The sequence below is a fragment of the Streptococcus sp. k-402 genome (assembly GCF_013277515.1).
Lineage (GTDB): Bacteria > Bacillota > Bacilli > Lactobacillales > Streptococcaceae > Streptococcus.
Genome location: NZ_VMNB01000013.1, coordinates 16,153 through 35,538, shown reverse-complemented (window position 1 = coordinate 35,538; position 19,386 = coordinate 16,153). Strand labels below are relative to the sequence as shown.

Below are 19,386 nucleotides of genomic sequence, written 5' to 3'. Positions count from 1 at the left end.
TTAAAGAAAAGATGGAAAAACTAACTACATAACTTGGTAATGCTCCAATACAAATTGTAAGGCTTTACTTGGATTCTTTGTTAAATGAATATATTCCATTCCTCTGGTAGCAACTATCTGAATACCTAATCTTTCTGCATCCACCTTCATCTCTCTATAATAACTCCGAACTTGTGGAGCCAGAATGATCAAATCATAAACACCCATAATATCATAATGAGCTCCGTACGCTCCTGAATTCGCAATCACTCTAACTTCTGCTAATTGAGCCCCCTCGTTAATTGCATTGGCTAATTGCGCACTTGTTCCAGACCCTGCACAAAGAACCAGTACTTTCAACTCCTTACTTTTTATTTCATCTAACTCACCAGGCATTATTTCACTTGTATCCTCCTCTAAAATAATATCATTTGAGCTTGAAACATCTTCTTTCATCAGTAACTGTCTATCATACGCTCTACAGAATGGTAAATAAATCAATATGTCGACAACTAAAATCAAAGATAAAAATACAAAGGAGATAGGTTGAAAATTCGTTCCAATTAACAATCCCAAGGGACCAGGAAAGGCCCAAGGTAACTGGATATAAAATCCATTCATTCCAAAGAAATCAATAAAGACCTTTCCTAGAAATACATTCACTGGTGGAGTCATCAAAAAAGGGACAAAAAGATAGGGATTCAAAATAACAGGCATACCAAATAGAAGAGGTTCATTTACAGCAAATAAAACAGGAGTAATTGTAGCTTTACCTACCGATTTTAATTGTTTAGACCGCATAAAGAAAATCAAAATAAATGGTACAACAAAGGTAGCCCCCGTTCCTCCAATAGCAGCGATATAATTCCCGAAATTAGGTGTTAAAGAATGATAAGGGAACTGCCCATTTGCAAGGAGTTGAGCATTCTCTTCCATATTGCTCAGTTGTAAAGCTGTAACAGCAGGTAAGACAATAGATGGTCCATGAATTCCAACAAACCAAAGCAAAGCACACATAAACCAAATCAACATCATAGCAGGATATGATTCTGCACCCTTAAAAATAGGAGTCAATAGTTGTTGAAATACTTGGGCAAAAGGAACATCTAAACTAAACCGAGATACAATATCTAACAAACCACTAATAAGTAAAACAAAAGAAAAAGGAAAAATATCTCTAAAAGCTTGTGATATAGCCCCAGGAACTTCCTTAGGTAAATGAATAGTAATGTCTCGCTTAATACAGAATCGGTAAACATTTACAGTAATAAAGGCACTGACAAACGAAGTTATCAATCCTTGAGATCCTAAATAGTTTGTCGACAAACTTGTAGATCCCGTCTTCTCATCAACTACAAGCGTTACAGTTAATACAAGATAGCCACATATGGCCGCCAACATTGCAGAAGTATCATTTATTACCTTTCCAGGAGGCATTTTTCTATTAACATTTCCAGCCAATGACTTTGCAACTGTCCCTGAAACAATAACACCCAAAACTCCCATGGTTAGCATATACACTTTCCTCATCCAGGCAATAGCTGGACTCGGTAACTCTACTCCGAAATTTTTAGGAATCATAATAATAATCATCAAAAAGCTTGAAAACATAATTAAAGGCATAGTAGCAATGAATCCATCTTTAATAGCCATCATATAATTATTAGTAGAAATTTTTTCAAATTTCCCTTGTTGCTTTTCAATGGCAGCGACTAGCTTATCCATAAAAACTCCTCCTGTAAAAAATTTAAGCTCATAGTTAAAACATATTAAATATCAGTCAAATCGCTAACCTTAATTCCGTTTTAGCCCTTTTACCCAAAGAGCACTTTTCTTAATATATCTCTTCTGTGTTTCATAATCAACAAAGAAAAGACCATATCGCTTATTGTAGCCATTCGCCCAAGAAAATTGATCTTGCAAAGACCATATAAAATAGCCTTGAATATTGACTCCCCTATCTCGAGCCTCTAAAACTTTGTGTAAATGTTGCTCAATATAACGGATTCTCTTACTGTCATCAATAATATCATTCTCGCCCTCTGGCTTAACCTCTTTAAGGGCTGTACCATTTTCAGTTAAATAAATGACCGGATGTTGAGGATATTCTTCTTTGATACGAAGCAACATATCAAATAAGCCTTGAGGATAAATATTCCAATCCCAATCTGTTGTCGGAATACCAGGCTTTTTTACAAATTCACCTAGAGCATTTAATTTAAAAGAGGACTGTCCTTTTATTCCTGTTGAATTAAATTCTTGTCTATTTTCACCTTTGTATTCACTAATAAATTCTGAACGATAATAATTCATCCCAAACATCGTATTAAGAGGTGCAGCTCTTTTCATAATTTCTAAATCACCATCTTCAATAATAAAGCTAGAATTATTAGCTTCCAATATTTGATTCAAGTGAAAAAGCGTGTCATCACTGTAGTAGCCCAAAAAAGTTCCATCTAATAGAAATTTATTATTATAAACATCATACCGTTTAGCTGCCAACATATTTTCTTTTTGCCCATCAATAGGATAGCCTGGTTTTAAAGCATGAATACAACCTACCTTTCCCTCAATCCCTAATTGATGAAATTCGAGGACTGCACGAGCATGCGCCAACAACATATTATGATTCGCTTGATTTGCTTCAGATAATTGAAAATGGTGATTTGGAGGAAACTGACCTCCTATATATTGACCTGCAGCAAGAGACATCAGTTCATTGATTGTAAACCAATGCTTGACTTCTGTAAATTCTTGAAAACAAAAGCGAGCATATCGTATGAAACGATCAATATTCCCTCTATTCAACCAATCCCCTGTTTCTAACATTTTCTGAGGCGAATCAAAATGATGTAAAGAAACAAACGGAATCACATTATATTTTAAGCAGGACTGAAATACTCTATGGTAATACTGAACAGCCAATATATTAGGCTCCCCATCTATATCAGGAAATATGCGAACCCAAGAAATAGATAAGCGCAAAGCCTGTAAACCATGTTCTGCCGCCAAGGCTATATCTTCTTCGTAACGATAATAAAAATCACTAGCTGGATCTGGTAAGAACGGACTATTTTCTTGCAAATAAACATCCCACATATTTATTCCTTTGCCATCTACCCTAGTTGCACCCTCCACTTGATAAGCAGCGGTGGCTGCTCCTAATAAAAACTCTTTTGGTAGGGCATTAACCTGTAAATTTTCCATGACTAATCCTCATTGCAAACCAATGTGTTCTTCAATCTTTCGAATTCGTTCATATTCATCAATAAAAAACTTTACCTGATCATACAATAGCATCGTTGTCATCAAGGTATCTTGACCATGAATCATGATAAAACTCACTTCAAAATTATCTCCAGATGCCTCCTCCGCTAATAAATTAGTCTGTTCTCGATGGGCAGATACTATTGAGTCGTTTGCAGACTCAACCAATTCTCTTGCCTGTTCAAAATATCCATCTCTCGCAAACGCCAAAGCATCCATCAAATCTGACCTTGCATCTCCTGCGTAAGCGACAATTGTAAAACCAAGCATATTTATTTCTTCTTTTGATTTCATCTTTCTTCCTCCTCAATCTTGATCCATCTTTCACACATCATTATTAAAATGACTTCGCTACGATACAAATAGAAAGTTGACCCTAAATATCTTAAAAATCCTTAAATTTCATAATATTTAGGATCAATCTTCTCTGAATACCTTAGTTCATTTTCTATACTTATGATTTATAAGTGGAAACCAGCGTAATTTTTTGCTACTTCAATTACACGATAAACATCCAAATTAGATTGGAATAGTAATTCGTGCCCACGGATATAATTCAAAACATTTTTCCACTCATCTTGAGCTTGCCTTGTTTTTCCAGTTGCTTGAAGATATAAAGCCTTCGCCATCTTAACAACATATTCACGATGATAACTGAGCTGTTTCCATTCATCCTTTTGACTATTTAATAACTTAGAAATATTTTCCTCAATAATTGGTAAAAAATTATCAGCTAGATTGTAAGCTATATAATAATGATTCGCTAAAACATCATTTTGACGACTGCCAATTGCATTAAAATAATCACATGAGGAATAACTAGATAATTTTTCTAAATATTCAACAACAGACTGCCAATTTGATCCATACAAAGCAGAAAAGTATTCTTCAATCAATTCTTCATAACTTCTTGTCTTCTTCCAGAGCATTTGCCCCATAACATAATTAGGAAAATTATGAGGGAATCCTGCACGTAATTCTTGACAAGAAATGTAACCGTTCAAATGTAGGTTGGAAAGATAAGATACATCTCTGTAAATAGTTTGACTAATTTTCATATAGCCTAAATCGCCATAATGAGCACGCCCTAAAGGATAGTCATATACGAAACTATCTCCTTTAAATGTTTTTTGCCACTCAAAAAGATAAGATAAATTTTCCTCAAGAGAATTCGGAAGTATAATTTTATTACGCAGATAAGGTTTAGGCGTAGGTATGGAATTGTCAAAATCTACATCTGCATAACTCATTTCAAATGTTCTTGTAATCGGTGCAAACATCATGGTAAAGCGTTCAGGATTATCTAATTTTTCTTTCTGAGGTGCCCATAACAACTCATGGTAAAGCAGAAAACAAATCTTTGTATCTAATCCCTCACTCATTAAAGCCCTATCCAATTGATTGAGAATACGAATATACTGATCCGAAACCAATTCTTGTCTACAGTTTTTGCATTCACAAATATTATTACGAGCATCCGACAACCATACATGTAAGTAATTCACATCAGGTCTTTTCTTGGCATAATCCGTAATAATTTCTACCATCTTATCCGCCACATCTGGATTTGAAAAATCCAGGCTGGTTAAAATCGGAGCCGTATTAAACAATTCTCGTTTCCCGTTTATTTCAGCGACATAGGGTTTCTTCTCCTCTGAAATACTAAGACCTGATTCCCAGCCAAATTTTGAAGAATAACCTAAAACCTCTCCTGTCCATCCATGACCAACACGATGATGAATAAGACCTCTTTTTTGCAATTCTTTATCCAACCTATCACTCAATTCTTGTACTAATTCATTTGAGAATTTTTCTTTATTTAGATATGGATTAAATTCATGTTCATACCAACGTTTCAAAAAAGAGTAAGGATTTTCAAACTGAATGAAAAAACTGTTCATCCCAATCTTAGGTAGCCAATCAATGAAATCTAGTATATTTTCAAATGAATCCGCTCCCTCTATACATACTCCCCTATGATAGTAACTGGCTGTTTCATCTATAGATAGCTGTTTATCTAAAAAATCTTCAAATCGTAACTCTGGAACAAAGTCATGTCCGCGCCCTGGTCTAGTATACACAACCCCAAATTCATGAAACATTCGGTAAATTCCAATAAGTAAACCTACAATTGTATTAGACTCAATTCTTCCCTTACCCTTGTCTAATGAGATAAGAACATGGTCTTTTCTATCCTCTTTATTGACTAATCCTACAAAAATATCCGCTTCCTTCTCCTCGACAAGTTCTATGTCAGTCTTAAAGACCCGATTCATATAGTAACTCAATTCCTCTAAGGCGAAGCTAGAATAAGCATTTTTCTGCTGATCAAATACTCTGATAACCATCTTATTTCCCTCCAACAGTAGCTTTTTCTTTTTCAAGATTGCGTTTATCTGCAATTTTGAAGAATGGATAATAAATTGCCACAGAAACCAAAATTAACACAACTTGTAATAGAGCTCCTCGCCAACTAGCCCCTGTCGCAAGGAATCCTCCTATGATCGGTGGCATTGTCCACGGAAGGATTACACCTGTTGTATAAGGTACTAATCCTACAGCCATTGATACATAGGTAATTAAGGCATTGATTGTAGGAGTAGCAATAAACGGAATCAGCATAATCGGATTTAAAACCGTTGGAAACGTAAATAGAATAGCTGTATTGATATTAAAGATAGACGGTATAATAGCTAGCTTACCTAATGTTTTATTAGCACGACTCTTACTAAATAGGAAGAGACAAATCGCAAGACCAATAGTCGCTCCACCGCCACCAATAAATACAAATAAATCTTTAAACGGTAATGTAATAATGTGTTGTAGGGTTTGTCCTGCAGCCACAGCTTCTTGGTTTTCTGTAGTAAATTGTAACCAAACTGGGTCTACAAAAGCATTTAAAACTTGTCCCCCATTAACTCCACAGAACCAAAAGAATGAGTTTACAATAACACATAGAATCATACCTGGAAGCGTTCCTGCAATTAACTTAAGCGGTGTTCCAACAATTGCACCTAAAAGTCCGTTGAGACCTCCTGCAACTCCTGCCGCTTCAAGACCTTTTAAGACCAGAGCCCACAAAACAAAAGTAGTAAAACCAGGTAAAAGAGCTGAAAATGATTTACTTACTACATCTGGGACACCACTTGGCATTTTTATCGTAATTCCGCGCTGGATAAACATACGATAAATCTCTGCTGTAACCAATCCAATGGTAATCGCCATAAATAAAGAAGATGCATTCAGGCTAGAAAATGGTATTGCGCCGCCAAATAACTGCTTGACCTGCTCCCCATTTTTATCATAAACCATACTCGAAAAACGAGGTGCCATCAATACAAAACTGGATAAGGCTATGATCCCTGCCGACGGACCATCTGTACCATATCCTTCCGACAACCTGTAGGCAATACCGAAACAAGCGACCAAGGAGATAATCGCTACTGTTGACTGATTCATAGTTGTCAAGATACTTAGCAATCCAACACTATTCAGCCAATTTGTAAAAGCCTCTTGAGGCCAACTGATTAGAATAAGAAATAAAGAGCCGACTAAAATCAAAGGCATTGCCATCATAAATCCTTCACGAATAGCTTTCAAATGCCGTTGGTTGCCAACTTTTTCACCAAACGGAGCGACTTTCGTTTCTAAAAACGTTAAAATATTGTTCATCACCGGAACTCCTTTTTTTATTTTTTATAAATTAAATATACCACTAACAGAAAGCGTTGTCAATATATTTTTTGCTGTTTTTACAATATTTTTTTCTTTGTATAGAATAATAATTTTAATTGATTTTTTCTTATGTTTAATATAAAATAAACCAAAGGAGGAAACAAATGATTACAAAACAATCAGCCTTTTTACAAAATAGAGCCACTATACTGGAGTTTCTATATCGAAATCCAGCAACATCTCGTACAGATATTGTTAATGAAACAGGACTTACTCCAGCAACAACGACTAACATCATAAAAGAGCTAAGTGAACAGTCCCTCATATACGAAACTGGTGATGAATTTAGCGAGTTTTCCGGATCTGGAAGACGTAGAAAAACTATTTCTATTACAGATAATATCCCATATGTTGTTGGAGGTATTGAAATAAACGTCCTAGGTATCTTTCTCAGTCTATGTGACTTACAAGGGAAAACTCTTTTCGAGACAGAAATTTTGAATGAAGATTATCCTATTTCAGAAATCAATTCCACCATTACCAATATGATAAAAACAGCTATAGAGTACGTCCCTTTGGAGACAAAATTACTTGGATTTGGCTTATCAATACCTGGACATTATAACAAAGACTCCGGAAGCATCATTACAAACAATCCCATATGGGAATCATTTAATTTATTAAATGTAATTAAAAAATTCGATTTCCCTTTTATTGTAAAAAATAATATCGATTGTATGGCTATAGGACAATACCTTTTTAACCCACACAATACCCCCGATAACTTTATTTTCCTACACGCTGGATTAGGTATTTACACTTCCTTTTTCACAAAAGAAAAAATAGGAGCCTCTAAAAATCCTTATATCGGAGAAATTGGACACACCATTGTCGAATTGAATGGGCAATATTGTGAATGCGGAAAAAAAGGTTGTTTACAAACATATATTTCGGATGCTTGGTTAATCAAACATGCCCAATTATTATTTAAAAATTCTCAACTAACTGTACTAAAAAGCCTTGTAAAAACTGAAAAAGACATTTATTTAGATACTCTTTTAACAGCTTACAACTTAGGCGACTCCGCTTTACGTCAACAAATTGATAAAGGAGTCAATTTATTGGCCACTTCTATTGCAAATCTTCTCCTCATCAATCCTGCTGATAAAATCTATATCAACAGTCAATTGCTTAATTATCAACCTTTCACTCATGAAGTCAGGGATAAAATCCAAGATCAGCTCCACTTCGTTCCCTTTACTCGTAATATAGAAATTGAAATTTTACCTTACAACAAACATCGTGGAAGTATAGGAGCTTGTGCATTAGCTATCGTTGCTTTTTTCATAGAGCATAACAATGTATTACAAGATATTATTTCACCTTAATATATATTCGAAATCTATAGACCTGTTTAAATCAACTATAACCTGTAGTAAATATCTCGTATTTAGACAATATGAAAACAAGACGACTTCCATATAGGAAACCGCCTTCTCGCTATGTTGCATGAAACTGTAAAAATAGATGAAATTGATAGCGGTAGTCAGATCAAGAGGCATCATAACTCTAAAAAGTCACAATATATAAGTTCATCCTCGGAAAAATATCATTCTAATTGTTGAAATGCCTACATGAAAAGGAACGTTAAATGCTCATGAAACAAGGAATACAGGTATCAAAACTGTGACAAAACAAGTCCCTAAATTTACTAAAGACACTACTCAACTTTACACCTGTAAATGGTTGTTGTATAATAAAGTTACAAAGATGTACGACCACACTGTTGTAAATCATAGTATTCGCGAATATATTACTGATAGCATTTCTACAAATACAAGTATAGGGATTGGATGAGATTCAAACGAAATATGTCAGTGTTTTGGCATTCCTAGCCTTCATATCATTTAAAGAATTGTATAGACAAAATTTTTCCCAATACAGACACTCGTAACAACTGCTTCATTTTTCTACCAACATATTTAGGAACAAGATAAGATACAAGAGGATCAATCCATAAATCAGTTCTATACCAATCTAAGACAAATAAGCTAAAAAAACGATTGATAATAAGCAAATAGATTCCAAATTTTCTCTATCTCCTCATTTTAATAAACAATACTAGTGTAACTATCCTTCCAGTCAGAAGCTTGTCAAATCACACCGAAAATTCTTCTAAAATTTATCTCGTTAGGCAATCAAGCAAAAACTCGACGATAGTACAAACATTATCATACAGGATTGACTTCCTAAATTATATACTTTAGTAAGATTTTTGGATAAGAAAAAAGGTTCATTTTACATTTCTAAACACTCTTTTCTAATACGAGCTAAGTAAAAAAACTACATTTTTAAATATAAACTACAATAAGATAAACTAAATTCCATAGGAGGAAGACAATGGATTGGTACGATTATATGATACAGGCATCCAAACAATCACAATTCAACGCAAGCCATTGGTTTCGCTATTTGCGAAAAGTTATTTTTGAAGACTATTCTTATTTAACAAACCAAGATGTAGAAAAGTTGCTAGACTCCAAAGAACTAACTCATTTTCAAAAAATTAGCTTGAAGTATGCCTTTCAAGAGCATACTCCAACTCATAAATATGTGATTTCATTAAATAAACCTGCTAAGTTAACCAATGTTCAAAAATTGATGGAGAAATACAAGCATGGATAAAATGAAACCGGTCTTCCAAGCCCTAAATAAGGAATTAATTCGGGAAAATCTGACTTTAACAATTATCTGTGTCGGTGGTTATGTCTTAGAATATCATGGTTTACGTGCCACACAAGATGTTGATGCTTTTTATGACCAAAATCAGAAAATCAATGAAATTATTGCTCGTGTAGGAAAACAGTTTAATCTTAACACCCACGAAGAGTTATGGCTCAACAATCATGTTGCAAATATGAACAAACAACCTCCCTTAAGTTTATGCGAATCCTTGTACTCATTTGAGAATCTGACCGTTTTAGTAGTCCCTATTGAGTATGTGTTAGGAATGAAGATGATGAGTATCAGAGAGCAGGATTTGAAAGATATTGGTGCAATTATTAAATACAAAAACTTTCATTCACCATTCGATACCTTTAAATATTTAAAAGACATGGGATTTGATACTATTGACCTCTCTGTTCTATTAGAAGGTTTTAGTTATGCTTATGGTATGGATTGGTTAGAAAAATTTTTTAAAGAAAATCAAGATAAACTTCGCGAATTTTATTAACAGTATCAAACAAGATGATTGTCAATTAGCCAGTCGTCTTGTTTTTATGATGAAATGAAATAAAAACTGAACAAATCGCTTAGAGAATTCCAGTCAATTTCTAGCACTGTTTGAGCCGTTTCAGCAGGCTATTTCAGATTCGGTCCACTATTCCTTCCCAAAAACATTGCATATTGCGCCGAAGGAATTGCTCACACTATCCCAAGCACAAAACCCTCAGTCGACTGACCGAGGGTTCCTTATTTCATTACTTAAACACTTGATTAGCTCAATGCATCCAAGGCGTCATCCATTGAAAGAACTTCGTGGAAGACACGTTGTGTCAATTCAGTTTTTTGTTCTGGAGTGAGGTATTTAGTGTTTACACAGTATCCAGAGATACGTACGATAACGTCTTCACCTGACATGATCTTTTCGTAAACATCGTTCAAGTCCATAACGTTCAAGTTAACGTGTTGTCCACCGTTTTCAAAGTAACCATCAAGGATTGTTACCAAGTTATCAACTTGTTCGTCACGAGTCTTACCAAGAGCGCGAGGTGAAACTTGAGTAGTCAATGAGATACCATCAGCTGCATAACTAAAGTCAAGGCTAGAAAGTGAGTTCAAGTTTTGCAACCAGCCACCTTTAGCTTTGTTAGATGGGTTAGCACCTGGTGAGAAGAATTCAAGTTTAGACAAGTTTACAGAACCATCTTCGTTGAGGTATACACCTTTGTGGACTGGTGAGTTACCAGTTTGTTTAGAGTAAGCAACGTTAGATGTGATTGTCAAAAGTGATACAGTAGCTTCTGCGTCTTTATAAAGTTTGTGGCTACGTAGACGAGTTGTGTAAGCTTCGATCAACCATTCTGCCAATTCGTTTGAACGTGGGTCATCTTCACCCCAACGTGGGTATTCACCGATTGTTTCGTAATCGTAGATGTAGCCATTTTCGTCACGGATTGGTTTAACTGTAGCGTATTTGATAGCTGACAATGTATCAACAGTGTTGGCAAATCCACAGATACCGAATCCCATGTTAGCGCGTTGTTTAGTTGGCAAGAAGGCCATTTGAACAGCTTCGTAATTGTACTTATCAGTCATGTAGTGGATGATGTTCAAAGCATCTACGTAAGTGTCAGTCAACCAGTCAAGAGATTTTTCAAAGTTAGCTTTAACTGATTCAAATTCAAGAACTTCGTCACGGATTGGTTCGATGTCAAATACTTTGTAGTCTTTGTGAACATCGTCGTAACCACCGTTCAAACCAGTAAGAAGGGCTTTCAATACGTTTACACGCGCACCGAAGTACTGGATGTTGTGGCGTTGTTCTTCATTTTCTGGGTCAAGTGGAGACACACAGCATGAGATACAGCTCATTTCACCATATCCGTCTTTAGCCATTGTTGTTACACCTTCGTATTGGATAGAAGAGTGTTTGTGGCTCATGTGCATACAGTAGCGACGGAAGTTGTATGGCAATTTGTCAGTCCAAAGAACTGTCAAGTTTGGTTCTGGTGAGTTACCGATGTTGTCAAGAGTGTTCAAGAAACGGTAGTCCATCTTAGTAACACGGTGACGACCGTCGTTACCCATACCAGCCATAGAAGTTGTGATGAAAGTTGGGTCACCTGAGTACAATTGGTCGTAAGCTTTTGTACGAGCAAATTTAACTGTACGAAGTTTCATAACGAAATCATCAACGAATTCTTGGATTTCTGATTCAGTAAATGTACCACGAGCAAGGTCACGTTCTGCAAAGATGTCCAATACGATTGGTACACGTCCTAGAGATGTAGCAGCACCGTTGATAACACGGCAGACAGACATGAAGGCGATGTTAACCCATTGGATAGCTTCTTTAACGTTCATCGCTGGTTTGCGAACGTCAACTCCGTAAAGGTCACCCAAGCGAACAACTTGTTGCAATGCTTGGTATTGAAGGTTGATTTCTTCACGAAGACGGATTGTTTCTTCATCGATTTCTTCGATTGCATTCCAATCGTTTACTTTTTCTTGCATCAAGTAGTCTGCACCGTAAAGAGCAAGACGTGCGTAAACACCGATGATACGTCCGCGTGAGTATGCATCTGGAAGACCAGTTACAGTGTGAGCGTGACGAGCGCGACGAATGTTTGAAGTGTAAGCACGGAAGATACCGTCGTTAACTGTTGTTACGTATTTAGTGAAGATTTCGTGAACAGCTGGGTCTGGTTCGTATCCATTTTCTTTCAAAGTAGTTTCAGCCATACGGATACCACCTTTTGGCATGAAGTTCAATTTGAAGAGTTCATCGTTTTGGATACCGAAGATAACTTCATTTTCTTTATCGATAAATCCTGCTGGGATATCAGCGATAGATGTTGGACGAGTGTCCATTGGGAAACGAGTTTCTTCGTAGTGAGCCTTAGTTTCTTCTACAATTTTTTTGATGTGAAGTGAACGTTCTGTTGGTCCTGCGAGGAAGCTTTCGTCTCCATCATAAGGTGTGTAGTTAGCTTGTACAAAGCGTGATACACTTGCTTTTTCTTTCCAATCTACGCCTTTGAAGCCTTCCCAAGCTTTGTCAAAAATATCTTGTGCTTCAACAACTGTCTTAACAACCATGTTAATGTCCTCTTTTTTCTTTCTAGTAACAACCATCTGTTACATTCATGAGTCAAGTATACCATACAGTAACCGATTTCAACAAGTGAAAATTCCCTATTTTTACACTTTCTTTTCTAAAACAGTCTACATTTTATTTCAAACTGTATTATATTTTTGAAAAAATAAAGTCCTTTTTTCTTTTTTTCAGAAAAAAGGGTATAATAAAAGAAAATAAGCGGTAAAAAGGGGCTAGGTATGTTGATTTTTCCTTTGTTAAATGATTTGTCAAGAAAAATCATCCATATTGACATGGATGCTTTTTTTGCTGCGGTAGAAATCAGGGATAATCCTAAACTCAGAGGAAAACCTGTCATTATCGGCAGTGACCCTCGGCAAACAGGTGGGCGTGGTGTCGTTTCCACTTGTAGCTATGAGGCGCGAGCTTTTGGTATCCATTCTGCTATGAGTTCTAAAGCAGCCTATGAACGTTGTCCCCAGGCCGTCTTCATCTCAGGGAATTATGAAAAATACAAGACTGTGGGACTCCAGATTCGAGCTATCTTTAAGCGTTATACAGATTTGATTGAACCCATGAGCATTGACGAAGCCTATTTGGATGTAACAGAAAATAAACTCGGTATCAAGTCAGCGGTCAAAATCGCTCGCCTCATTCAAGAGGATATCTGGAAAGAACTTCATCTAACTGCTTCTGCTGGCGTTTCTTACAATAAATTCTTAGCTAAAATGGCCAGTGATTATCAAAAGCCACATGGTCTGACAGTGATTCTACCTGACCAGGCTGAGGATTTTCTCAAACAAATGGATATTTCCAAGTTTCATGGAGTAGGAAAAAAGACAGTCGAACGTCTTCATCAAATGGGAGTTTTTACTGGCGCTGACCTACTTGAAGTCCCTGAGGTAACACTAATAGACCGCTTTGGCAGACTGGGCTATGACCTTTATCGAAAGGCTCGTGGCATTCACAATTCCCCAGTCAAGTCCAATCGTATCCGTAAATCAATCGGCAAGGAAAAAACTTACGGGAAGATTCTCCGTGCCGAGGAAGACATTAAAAAAGAGCTGACTCTTCTATCAGAAAGAGTCGCTCTCAATCTACATCAACAAGAAAAAGCTGGAAAAATTGTCATTTTGAAAATCCGCTACGAGGACTTTTCAACTCTTACTAAACGAAAAAGTCTAGCTCAAAAAATACAGGATGCTAGTCATATAAGCCAAATCGCCCTGCAACTCTATGAAGAGTTAAGTGAGAAAGAAAGAGGTGTCCGCCTGCTGGGGATTACCGTGACTGGATTTTAAAACCTTGAAGAGTTGCCCCTTCAAGGTTTTTCTTATACAAATAAACGGACAAAACTGTAAAGTAGCAAAACACTACCAAGCACGATGCGGTATTTACCGAAAAGGGTAAAGTCGTGTTTTTTCACATAGCTGGTCAAGAAGCGAATAGCGACCATGCTGACTGCAAAGGCGACTCCCATCGCAACCAAGAGCAAGAACAATTGCCCAAAGCTCAAGAGTTGTCCTGCTTTTACAAATTTGAAAATCTTTAAGGCGCTAGCGCCAAACATAACAGGAATCCCTAGATAGAAGGTAAATTCTGTCACAACAGAACGACTAGTTCCATTCAACAAACCACCGACAATCGTTGCTCCAGAACGGCTTGTCCCTGGCAAAAGGGCAAGAACTTGGAAGAGCCCGATATAGAAAGCTGTCGTATAAGGAAGTTTGTCCAACTCTGTTACACTTGGTTCAATAGCACGAGCTTTATTGCGCTTTTCCAAATAGATAAAGGCAATCCCGTAGATAATCAACATGAGGGCAACAGAAACCATGTTATGGAAGTGGGTATCAAACCAATCATCAAATTTAAAGACACCAAGTAAAGGTAAAGTAGCAACCAAGACCTTCAACCACAATCTCCAAGTCTTACGAACTTCCTGCTTATCCTTAGTCGGTTTGAAAGGATTGAGTTTGTTAAAGTAAATCACCATAACCGCTAAAATCGCTCCAAGCTGAATCACGACATTAAACATGGACATAAAGGCTTCATTCTGATTTTGGTATTGGATAAATTCCTCTGCTAAAATCAAGTGACCTGTACTGGAAATCGGTAACCATTCCGTAATTCCTTCAACAATCCCGAAGAAGATAGATTTTAAAATTTCAATAAGATACATAGATTACTCCTTTTTTCTATCTTCCATTATAGCATATTTTTTCAGCCAGTGATAGCTCTCTTTAAAAGGCGCCGATACTGCCGCCACCTCCGCCTCCAGAGAAGCCACCGCCAGAACTTCCACTTCCAGAAGATACGGAGTAGGTACTTGCTGTATTTGCGACACTAGCATAATGGCTCATTTGCGCGCTTGAATGATAAAACATACTATGCCAACCATAAGCTACATAGAGGTTGATATCTGGATTTTCCACTTGAATATGGTGAACCTTCATCAAATGGCTGACCTTGTCCGCATAGCCAAATAAGGTTGCATAGACCAAGAGGCGATTCCAGACCACAATACTTTCCAACTCTGCCTGATCCAATCGTGCAATCTCACGCAACATATTTTCAAAACTGGTCCAGAGATAGTAGACTTCTGCTCCTGCTTCATTTAGGACACCATCACGATTATCTAGTCGAAGTTTCCAATAATAGAAAACAGCCAAAACCAAACCTAGAAAACCAAGTATTGGCAAGAGGAAGTAAAGATAGCCATAAACATCCAAACTGTACAAGAACAAACCAAATCCGATAAATAGGGGCAGGATAGTCAAGACCCCCATACCCACTTGCAAAGCCTTTTCCCCACCAGTTAAAGGACGATAGTAATCTGGAAGCCCCCAGAAGGTAACTCGATTTCTCACTCCTTCTTGCATCTGGTTCAATACTTCCTCAAAAGAAGATTTGAGCTGACGCCCCTTTGCTTGAATCCGTTTTTCATCAGAGACTTTTGCTCTACGATAAAGACTATCAGATACCTTGTAATCCGCAAACAAATTGGAAAGAGTTTCTTCTTTTTTGCCTGAAAAAGCCAGATTTAGACAGTCTTTCTCAAAGCTTGACAAACCATCTTCTTTTACTAGCCTCAAACCAACTGCATCTCCTTCTGAAATGATAGAGACATTTCCACGGTCTATCACATCTAGCAAGGTAGCTTGAATAAGTTGATCAAAGGTAAATTTACCTGCTCCTTTTGTTAGAGGACTCACTTCCTCCAAGGAGGTCGAGTAGACTGCTTCTGATAAAACCATAGGCTCTAATTCCATTGGTGGTTCATAGAGACGATGATTTTTGGCATATTTGACCGAAGGAGTGGTCTTTCTTCTATAAATAAAATAAAAGCAGACACTCAATAACAAGGAGATAGAAAGTATCGAAGGGAAGACCCAAGTAAGGAGTTGTTTACTTTTCTCTTTTTCTTTAACAATCGAGTCTTCTATCTTATTAAACTCTTCTAAACGATTCCCTTTCAAACCCTGATCCCTAGCGCTAGCAAAATCAGTTCGATGCCAGTATGCATGCAATTCAACTCCACGCTTAGCTGGAAGATTGTCCAAACGAATAGTATAATCAAGGCTACTCTTTTCAATCGTTCCCTCTCTAAAAAGTTTGCCTGTATGGAAAAAGAGTTTTTCAGCTCCCTTGTCTCCCCTTACATGAAATTCAAACTTGCCAATAGCCCCTGAACTATCTGTTAAAGGTTGCCAATTTAATTCAGCAATGTCATCATATAGAAAAAGCAAATTTTTCAAGTTCCAAACGAGGTCAACTTCAACTGTGTCGCCTTCTTGACCTGGATTATAAACTTTAACAGTATAACCATCTGCTCCTTCTATCACTTCGCTCGTAACATCTGTCAGTTCAGCACCATTTTTCGCAGCCTGAACCTTTGGATGAGAATCAATCTCAAATCCACTAGGCATCTTGCCAGCACGTCCAAGTCCCACGATTTGGCCCTTAAAGTCCTCCTCAAACTGATAAACTATCTTTTGTCTAAATTCTGCCGTATTGTCTGCATGAATATACAAATCACCTTGGTAAGAGTTTATCTTGAAATCAATGGCAAAAACAGAGAGTGGCAGAAGGCAAAACAAACCTAACACCAGTAAGAAAAAAGTTTTTTTCATCAACTAATCCCCCTTTTTATCTTTCTTATTATTATAGCATTTTTTCGTAAGTAAAGGCTTACTTATGTTGAAAAATTACGCATTTTTCGATAAAATAGGAGACAGTTATTTTTTAATAGATTAGAAATAGGAGAAATCATGAGAAAAATATACTTATCTATTTTCACAAGTCTCTTGCTGATGCTGGGACTTGTCAATGTTGCTCAAGCCGATGAATATTTACGCATCGGGATGGAAGCAGCATATGCTCCCTTTAACTGGACCCAGGACGATGATAGCAATGGGGCTGTCAAAATCGATGGGACTAACCAGTATGCTAACGGATACGATGTCCAAATTGCCAAGAAAATCGCTAAGGACTTAGGCAAAGAACCTTTGGTTGTTAAAACCAAGTGGGAAGGTCTAGTCCCTGCCCTTACTTCTGGTAAGATTGACATGATTATCGCGGGTATGAGTCCTACTGCTGAGCGCAAACAAGAAATTGCCTTTTCAAGCAGTTACTACACTAGCGAACCAGTTCTACTAGTCAAAAAAGATTCCGCCTACGCAAATGCTAAATCTTTGGATGACTTTAACGGTGCAAAAATCACTTCTCAACAAGGTGTCTACCTTTATGACTTGATTGCACAAATCCCAGGTGCTAAAAAAGAAACAGCCATGGGAGACTTCGCTCAAATGCGCCAAGCTCTTGAGGCTGGTGTCATCGATGCCTATGTTTCTGAACGCCCAGAAGCTCTGACTGCTGAAGCTGCGAACTCTAAGTTCAAGATGGTCCAAGTAGAACCAGGTTTCAAAACTGGGGAAGAAGATACAGCTATCGCCATTGGACTTCGTAAAGATGACAACCGTATTAGCCAAATCAATGCCAGCATCGAAACCATTTCAAAAGATGACCAAGTTGCCTTGATGGATCGTATGATCAAGGAACAACCTGCCGAAGCTACAACAACTGAAGAGACTAGCAGTAGTTTCTTTAGCCAAGTCGCTAAAATTCTTTCTGAAAACTGGCAACAACTTTTGCGTGGTGCTGGTATCACTCTTTTAATCTCAATCGTCGGAACCATCATCGGTCTCATTATTGGACTTGCCATTGGTGTCTTCCGTACTGCTCCTCTATCTGAAAATAAAGCCATTTATGGCCTACAAAAACTAGTCGGCTGGATCCTCAATGTATATATCGAAATTTTCCGTGGTACACCAATGATTGTTCAATCGATGGTTATCTACTATGGAACTGCCCAAGCTTTCGGGATCAACCTTGACCGTACACTAGCTGCTATCTTCATCGTTTCAATCAATACCGGTGCCTACATGACTGAAATCGTCCGTGGTGGTATCCTAGCGGTTGACAAGGGACAATTTGAAGCTGCGACTGCTCTTGGTATGACCCATAACCAGACCATGCGTAAGATTGTCCTACCTCAGGTTGTCCGCAACATCCTACCAGCAACTGGTAATGAATTTGTCATCAATATCAAAGATACATCTGTATTGAACGTTATCTCTGTTGTCGAACTTTATTTCTCAGGAAATACCGTGGCAACACAAACCTATCAATACTTCCAAACATTTACAATCATCGCCGTGATTTACTTTGTCCTCACCTTCACCGTAACACGTATCCTACGCTTCATCGAACGCCGCATGGACATGGATACCTATACTACAGGTGCTAACCAAATGCAAACGGAGGATTTGAAATAATGACACAAGCAATCCTTGAAATTAAACACCTCAAAAAATCCTATGGACAAAACGAAGTGCTAAAAGACATTTCTCTGACTGTCCACAAGGGAGAAGTCATCTCTATCATCGGAAGCTCTGGAAGCGGAAAATCAACCTTCCTACGCTCCATTAACCTACTTGAAACGCCAACTGATGGACAAATCCTTTATCATGGACAAAACGTCCTCGAAAAAGGCTATGACCTCACGAAATACCGTGAAAAACTAGGGATGGTGTTCCAATCCTTTAACCTCTTTGAAAATCTTAACGTTCTCGAAAACACAATCGTCGCTCAGACAACAGTCCTTAAACGCGAACGCACAGAAGCTGAAAAAATTGCCAAAGAAAACCTAGAAAAAGTCGGCATGGGAGAACGCTACTGGCAAGCGAAACCAAAACAACTCTCAGGTGGTCAAAAACAACGTGTGGCCATCGCTCGCGCCCTCTCCATGAATCCTGACGCTATTCTCTTTGATGAACCAACATCAGCTCTCGATCCAGAAATGGTTGGAGAGGTCCTCAAAATCATGCAAGATCTGGCTCAGGAAGGCTTGACTATGATTGTCGTAACTCACGAGATGGAATTCGCCCGTGATGTCTCTCACCGTGTTATCTTTATGGATAAGGGTGTGATTGCTGAAGAAGGTAAACCAGAAGACCTCTTCACTAATCCTAAAGAAGACCGTACAAAAGAATTCCTTCAACGCTATCTCAAATAAAAAGAAAAGGCTGCATCAACCATGCAGTCTTTTTGCTGTTCAAAATGAAAAGGCAGATTCTCTATCTCTA

The 19,386-nt window shown here is 37.6% G+C and carries 14 protein-coding genes; 6 read left to right on the top strand and 8 right to left on the bottom strand.

Going from position 1 to position 19,386, the window contains the following annotated elements; translation table 11 throughout:
- Positions 1–24 precede the first annotated feature (24 nt).
- From HT724_RS08890 to HT724_RS08870, 5 genes are all read right to left on the bottom strand, one after another.
- Positions 25–1,704, bottom strand: coding sequence for a PTS transporter subunit EIIC (locus tag HT724_RS08890; RefSeq protein ID WP_173276303.1), 1,680 nt, complete (start codon positions 1,702–1,704; stop codon positions 25–27).
- A gap of 69 nt (positions 1,705–1,773) precedes the next feature.
- Positions 1,774–3,186, bottom strand: a complete 1,413-nt coding sequence (gene lacG / locus HT724_RS08885) for a 6-phospho-beta-galactosidase (protein WP_173276302.1) — start codon at positions 3,184–3,186, stop codon at positions 1,774–1,776.
- A gap of 9 nt (positions 3,187–3,195) precedes the next feature.
- Entirely contained in the window at positions 3,196–3,540 is a 345-nt protein-coding gene (locus HT724_RS08880; protein WP_000836780.1) for a PTS lactose/cellobiose transporter subunit IIA, read from the bottom strand.
- 167 nt (positions 3,541–3,707) lie between these two features.
- Positions 3,708–5,594: a DUF4838 domain-containing protein gene (locus tag HT724_RS08875; RefSeq protein WP_173276301.1), complete on the bottom strand. Its 1,887-nt coding sequence runs from the start codon at positions 5,592–5,594 to the stop codon at positions 3,708–3,710.
- 1 nt (position 5,595) lies between these two features.
- The gene (locus tag HT724_RS08870; protein ID WP_050090535.1) at positions 5,596–6,918 is read right to left on the bottom strand and encodes a PTS sugar transporter subunit IIC; all 1,323 of its coding nucleotides are present in this window, start codon (positions 6,916–6,918) and stop codon (positions 5,596–5,598) included.
- Positions 6,919–7,085: 167 nt separating this feature from the next.
- Here HT724_RS08870 and HT724_RS08865 point away from each other — a divergent pair, with 167 nt between their 5' ends.
- The 3 genes from HT724_RS08865 to HT724_RS08855 all read left to right on the top strand — a co-directional run bounded on the left by HT724_RS08865 (position 7,086) and on the right by HT724_RS08855 (position 10,156).
- Positions 7,086–8,309, top strand: a complete 1,224-nt coding sequence (locus HT724_RS08865) for an ROK family transcriptional regulator (RefSeq protein ID WP_173276300.1) — start codon at positions 7,086–7,088, stop codon at positions 8,307–8,309.
- Between the two features lie 1,012 nt (positions 8,310–9,321).
- Positions 9,322–9,606 (top strand): hypothetical protein, encoded by a 285-nt coding sequence (locus HT724_RS08860; protein ID WP_050259685.1) that lies wholly within the window; start codon positions 9,322–9,324, stop codon positions 9,604–9,606.
- Positions 9,599–10,156, top strand: coding sequence for a DUF6036 family nucleotidyltransferase (locus HT724_RS08855; RefSeq protein WP_173217915.1), 558 nt, complete (start codon positions 9,599–9,601; stop codon positions 10,154–10,156). The genes HT724_RS08860 and HT724_RS08855 overlap by 8 nt, the downstream gene beginning before the upstream one ends.
- A gap of 263 nt (positions 10,157–10,419) precedes the next feature.
- Here the strand turns inward: HT724_RS08855 and pflB are convergent, their stop codons facing one another.
- On the bottom strand, positions 10,420–12,744 hold the full coding sequence (gene pflB, locus HT724_RS08850) for a formate C-acetyltransferase (RefSeq protein ID WP_000260631.1): 2,325 nt from the start codon (positions 12,742–12,744) through the stop codon (positions 10,420–10,422).
- A 237-nt stretch (positions 12,745–12,981) separates the two neighbouring features.
- Between pflB and dinB the strand changes: the two genes are divergently transcribed.
- Complete coding sequence (gene dinB / locus HT724_RS08845) at positions 12,982–14,043, top strand: DNA polymerase IV (RefSeq protein WP_173276299.1); 1,062 nt, start codon at positions 12,982–12,984, stop codon at positions 14,041–14,043.
- 32 nt (positions 14,044–14,075) lie between these two features.
- Here dinB and HT724_RS08840 read toward each other — a convergent pair whose 3' ends face one another.
- On the bottom strand, positions 14,076–14,921 hold the full coding sequence (locus HT724_RS08840; RefSeq protein WP_020900044.1) for an undecaprenyl-diphosphate phosphatase: 846 nt from the start codon (positions 14,919–14,921) through the stop codon (positions 14,076–14,078).
- A 61-nt stretch (positions 14,922–14,982) separates the two neighbouring features.
- Complete coding sequence (locus HT724_RS08835) at positions 14,983–16,872, bottom strand: DUF2207 domain-containing protein (RefSeq protein WP_173276298.1); 1,890 nt, start codon at positions 16,870–16,872, stop codon at positions 14,983–14,985.
- Positions 16,873–17,010: 138 nt separating this feature from the next.
- On the opposite strand from HT724_RS08835, the gene HT724_RS08830 reads away from it, so the two are divergent.
- Positions 17,011–18,576, top strand: coding sequence for an ABC transporter substrate-binding protein/permease (locus HT724_RS08830; RefSeq protein ID WP_173276297.1), 1,566 nt, complete (start codon positions 17,011–17,013; stop codon positions 18,574–18,576).
- The gene (locus HT724_RS08825) at positions 18,576–19,316 is read left to right on the top strand and encodes an amino acid ABC transporter ATP-binding protein (protein ID WP_050154979.1); all 741 of its coding nucleotides are present in this window, start codon (positions 18,576–18,578) and stop codon (positions 19,314–19,316) included. The genes HT724_RS08830 and HT724_RS08825 overlap by 1 nt, the downstream gene beginning before the upstream one ends.
- Positions 19,317–19,386 lie beyond the last annotated feature (70 nt).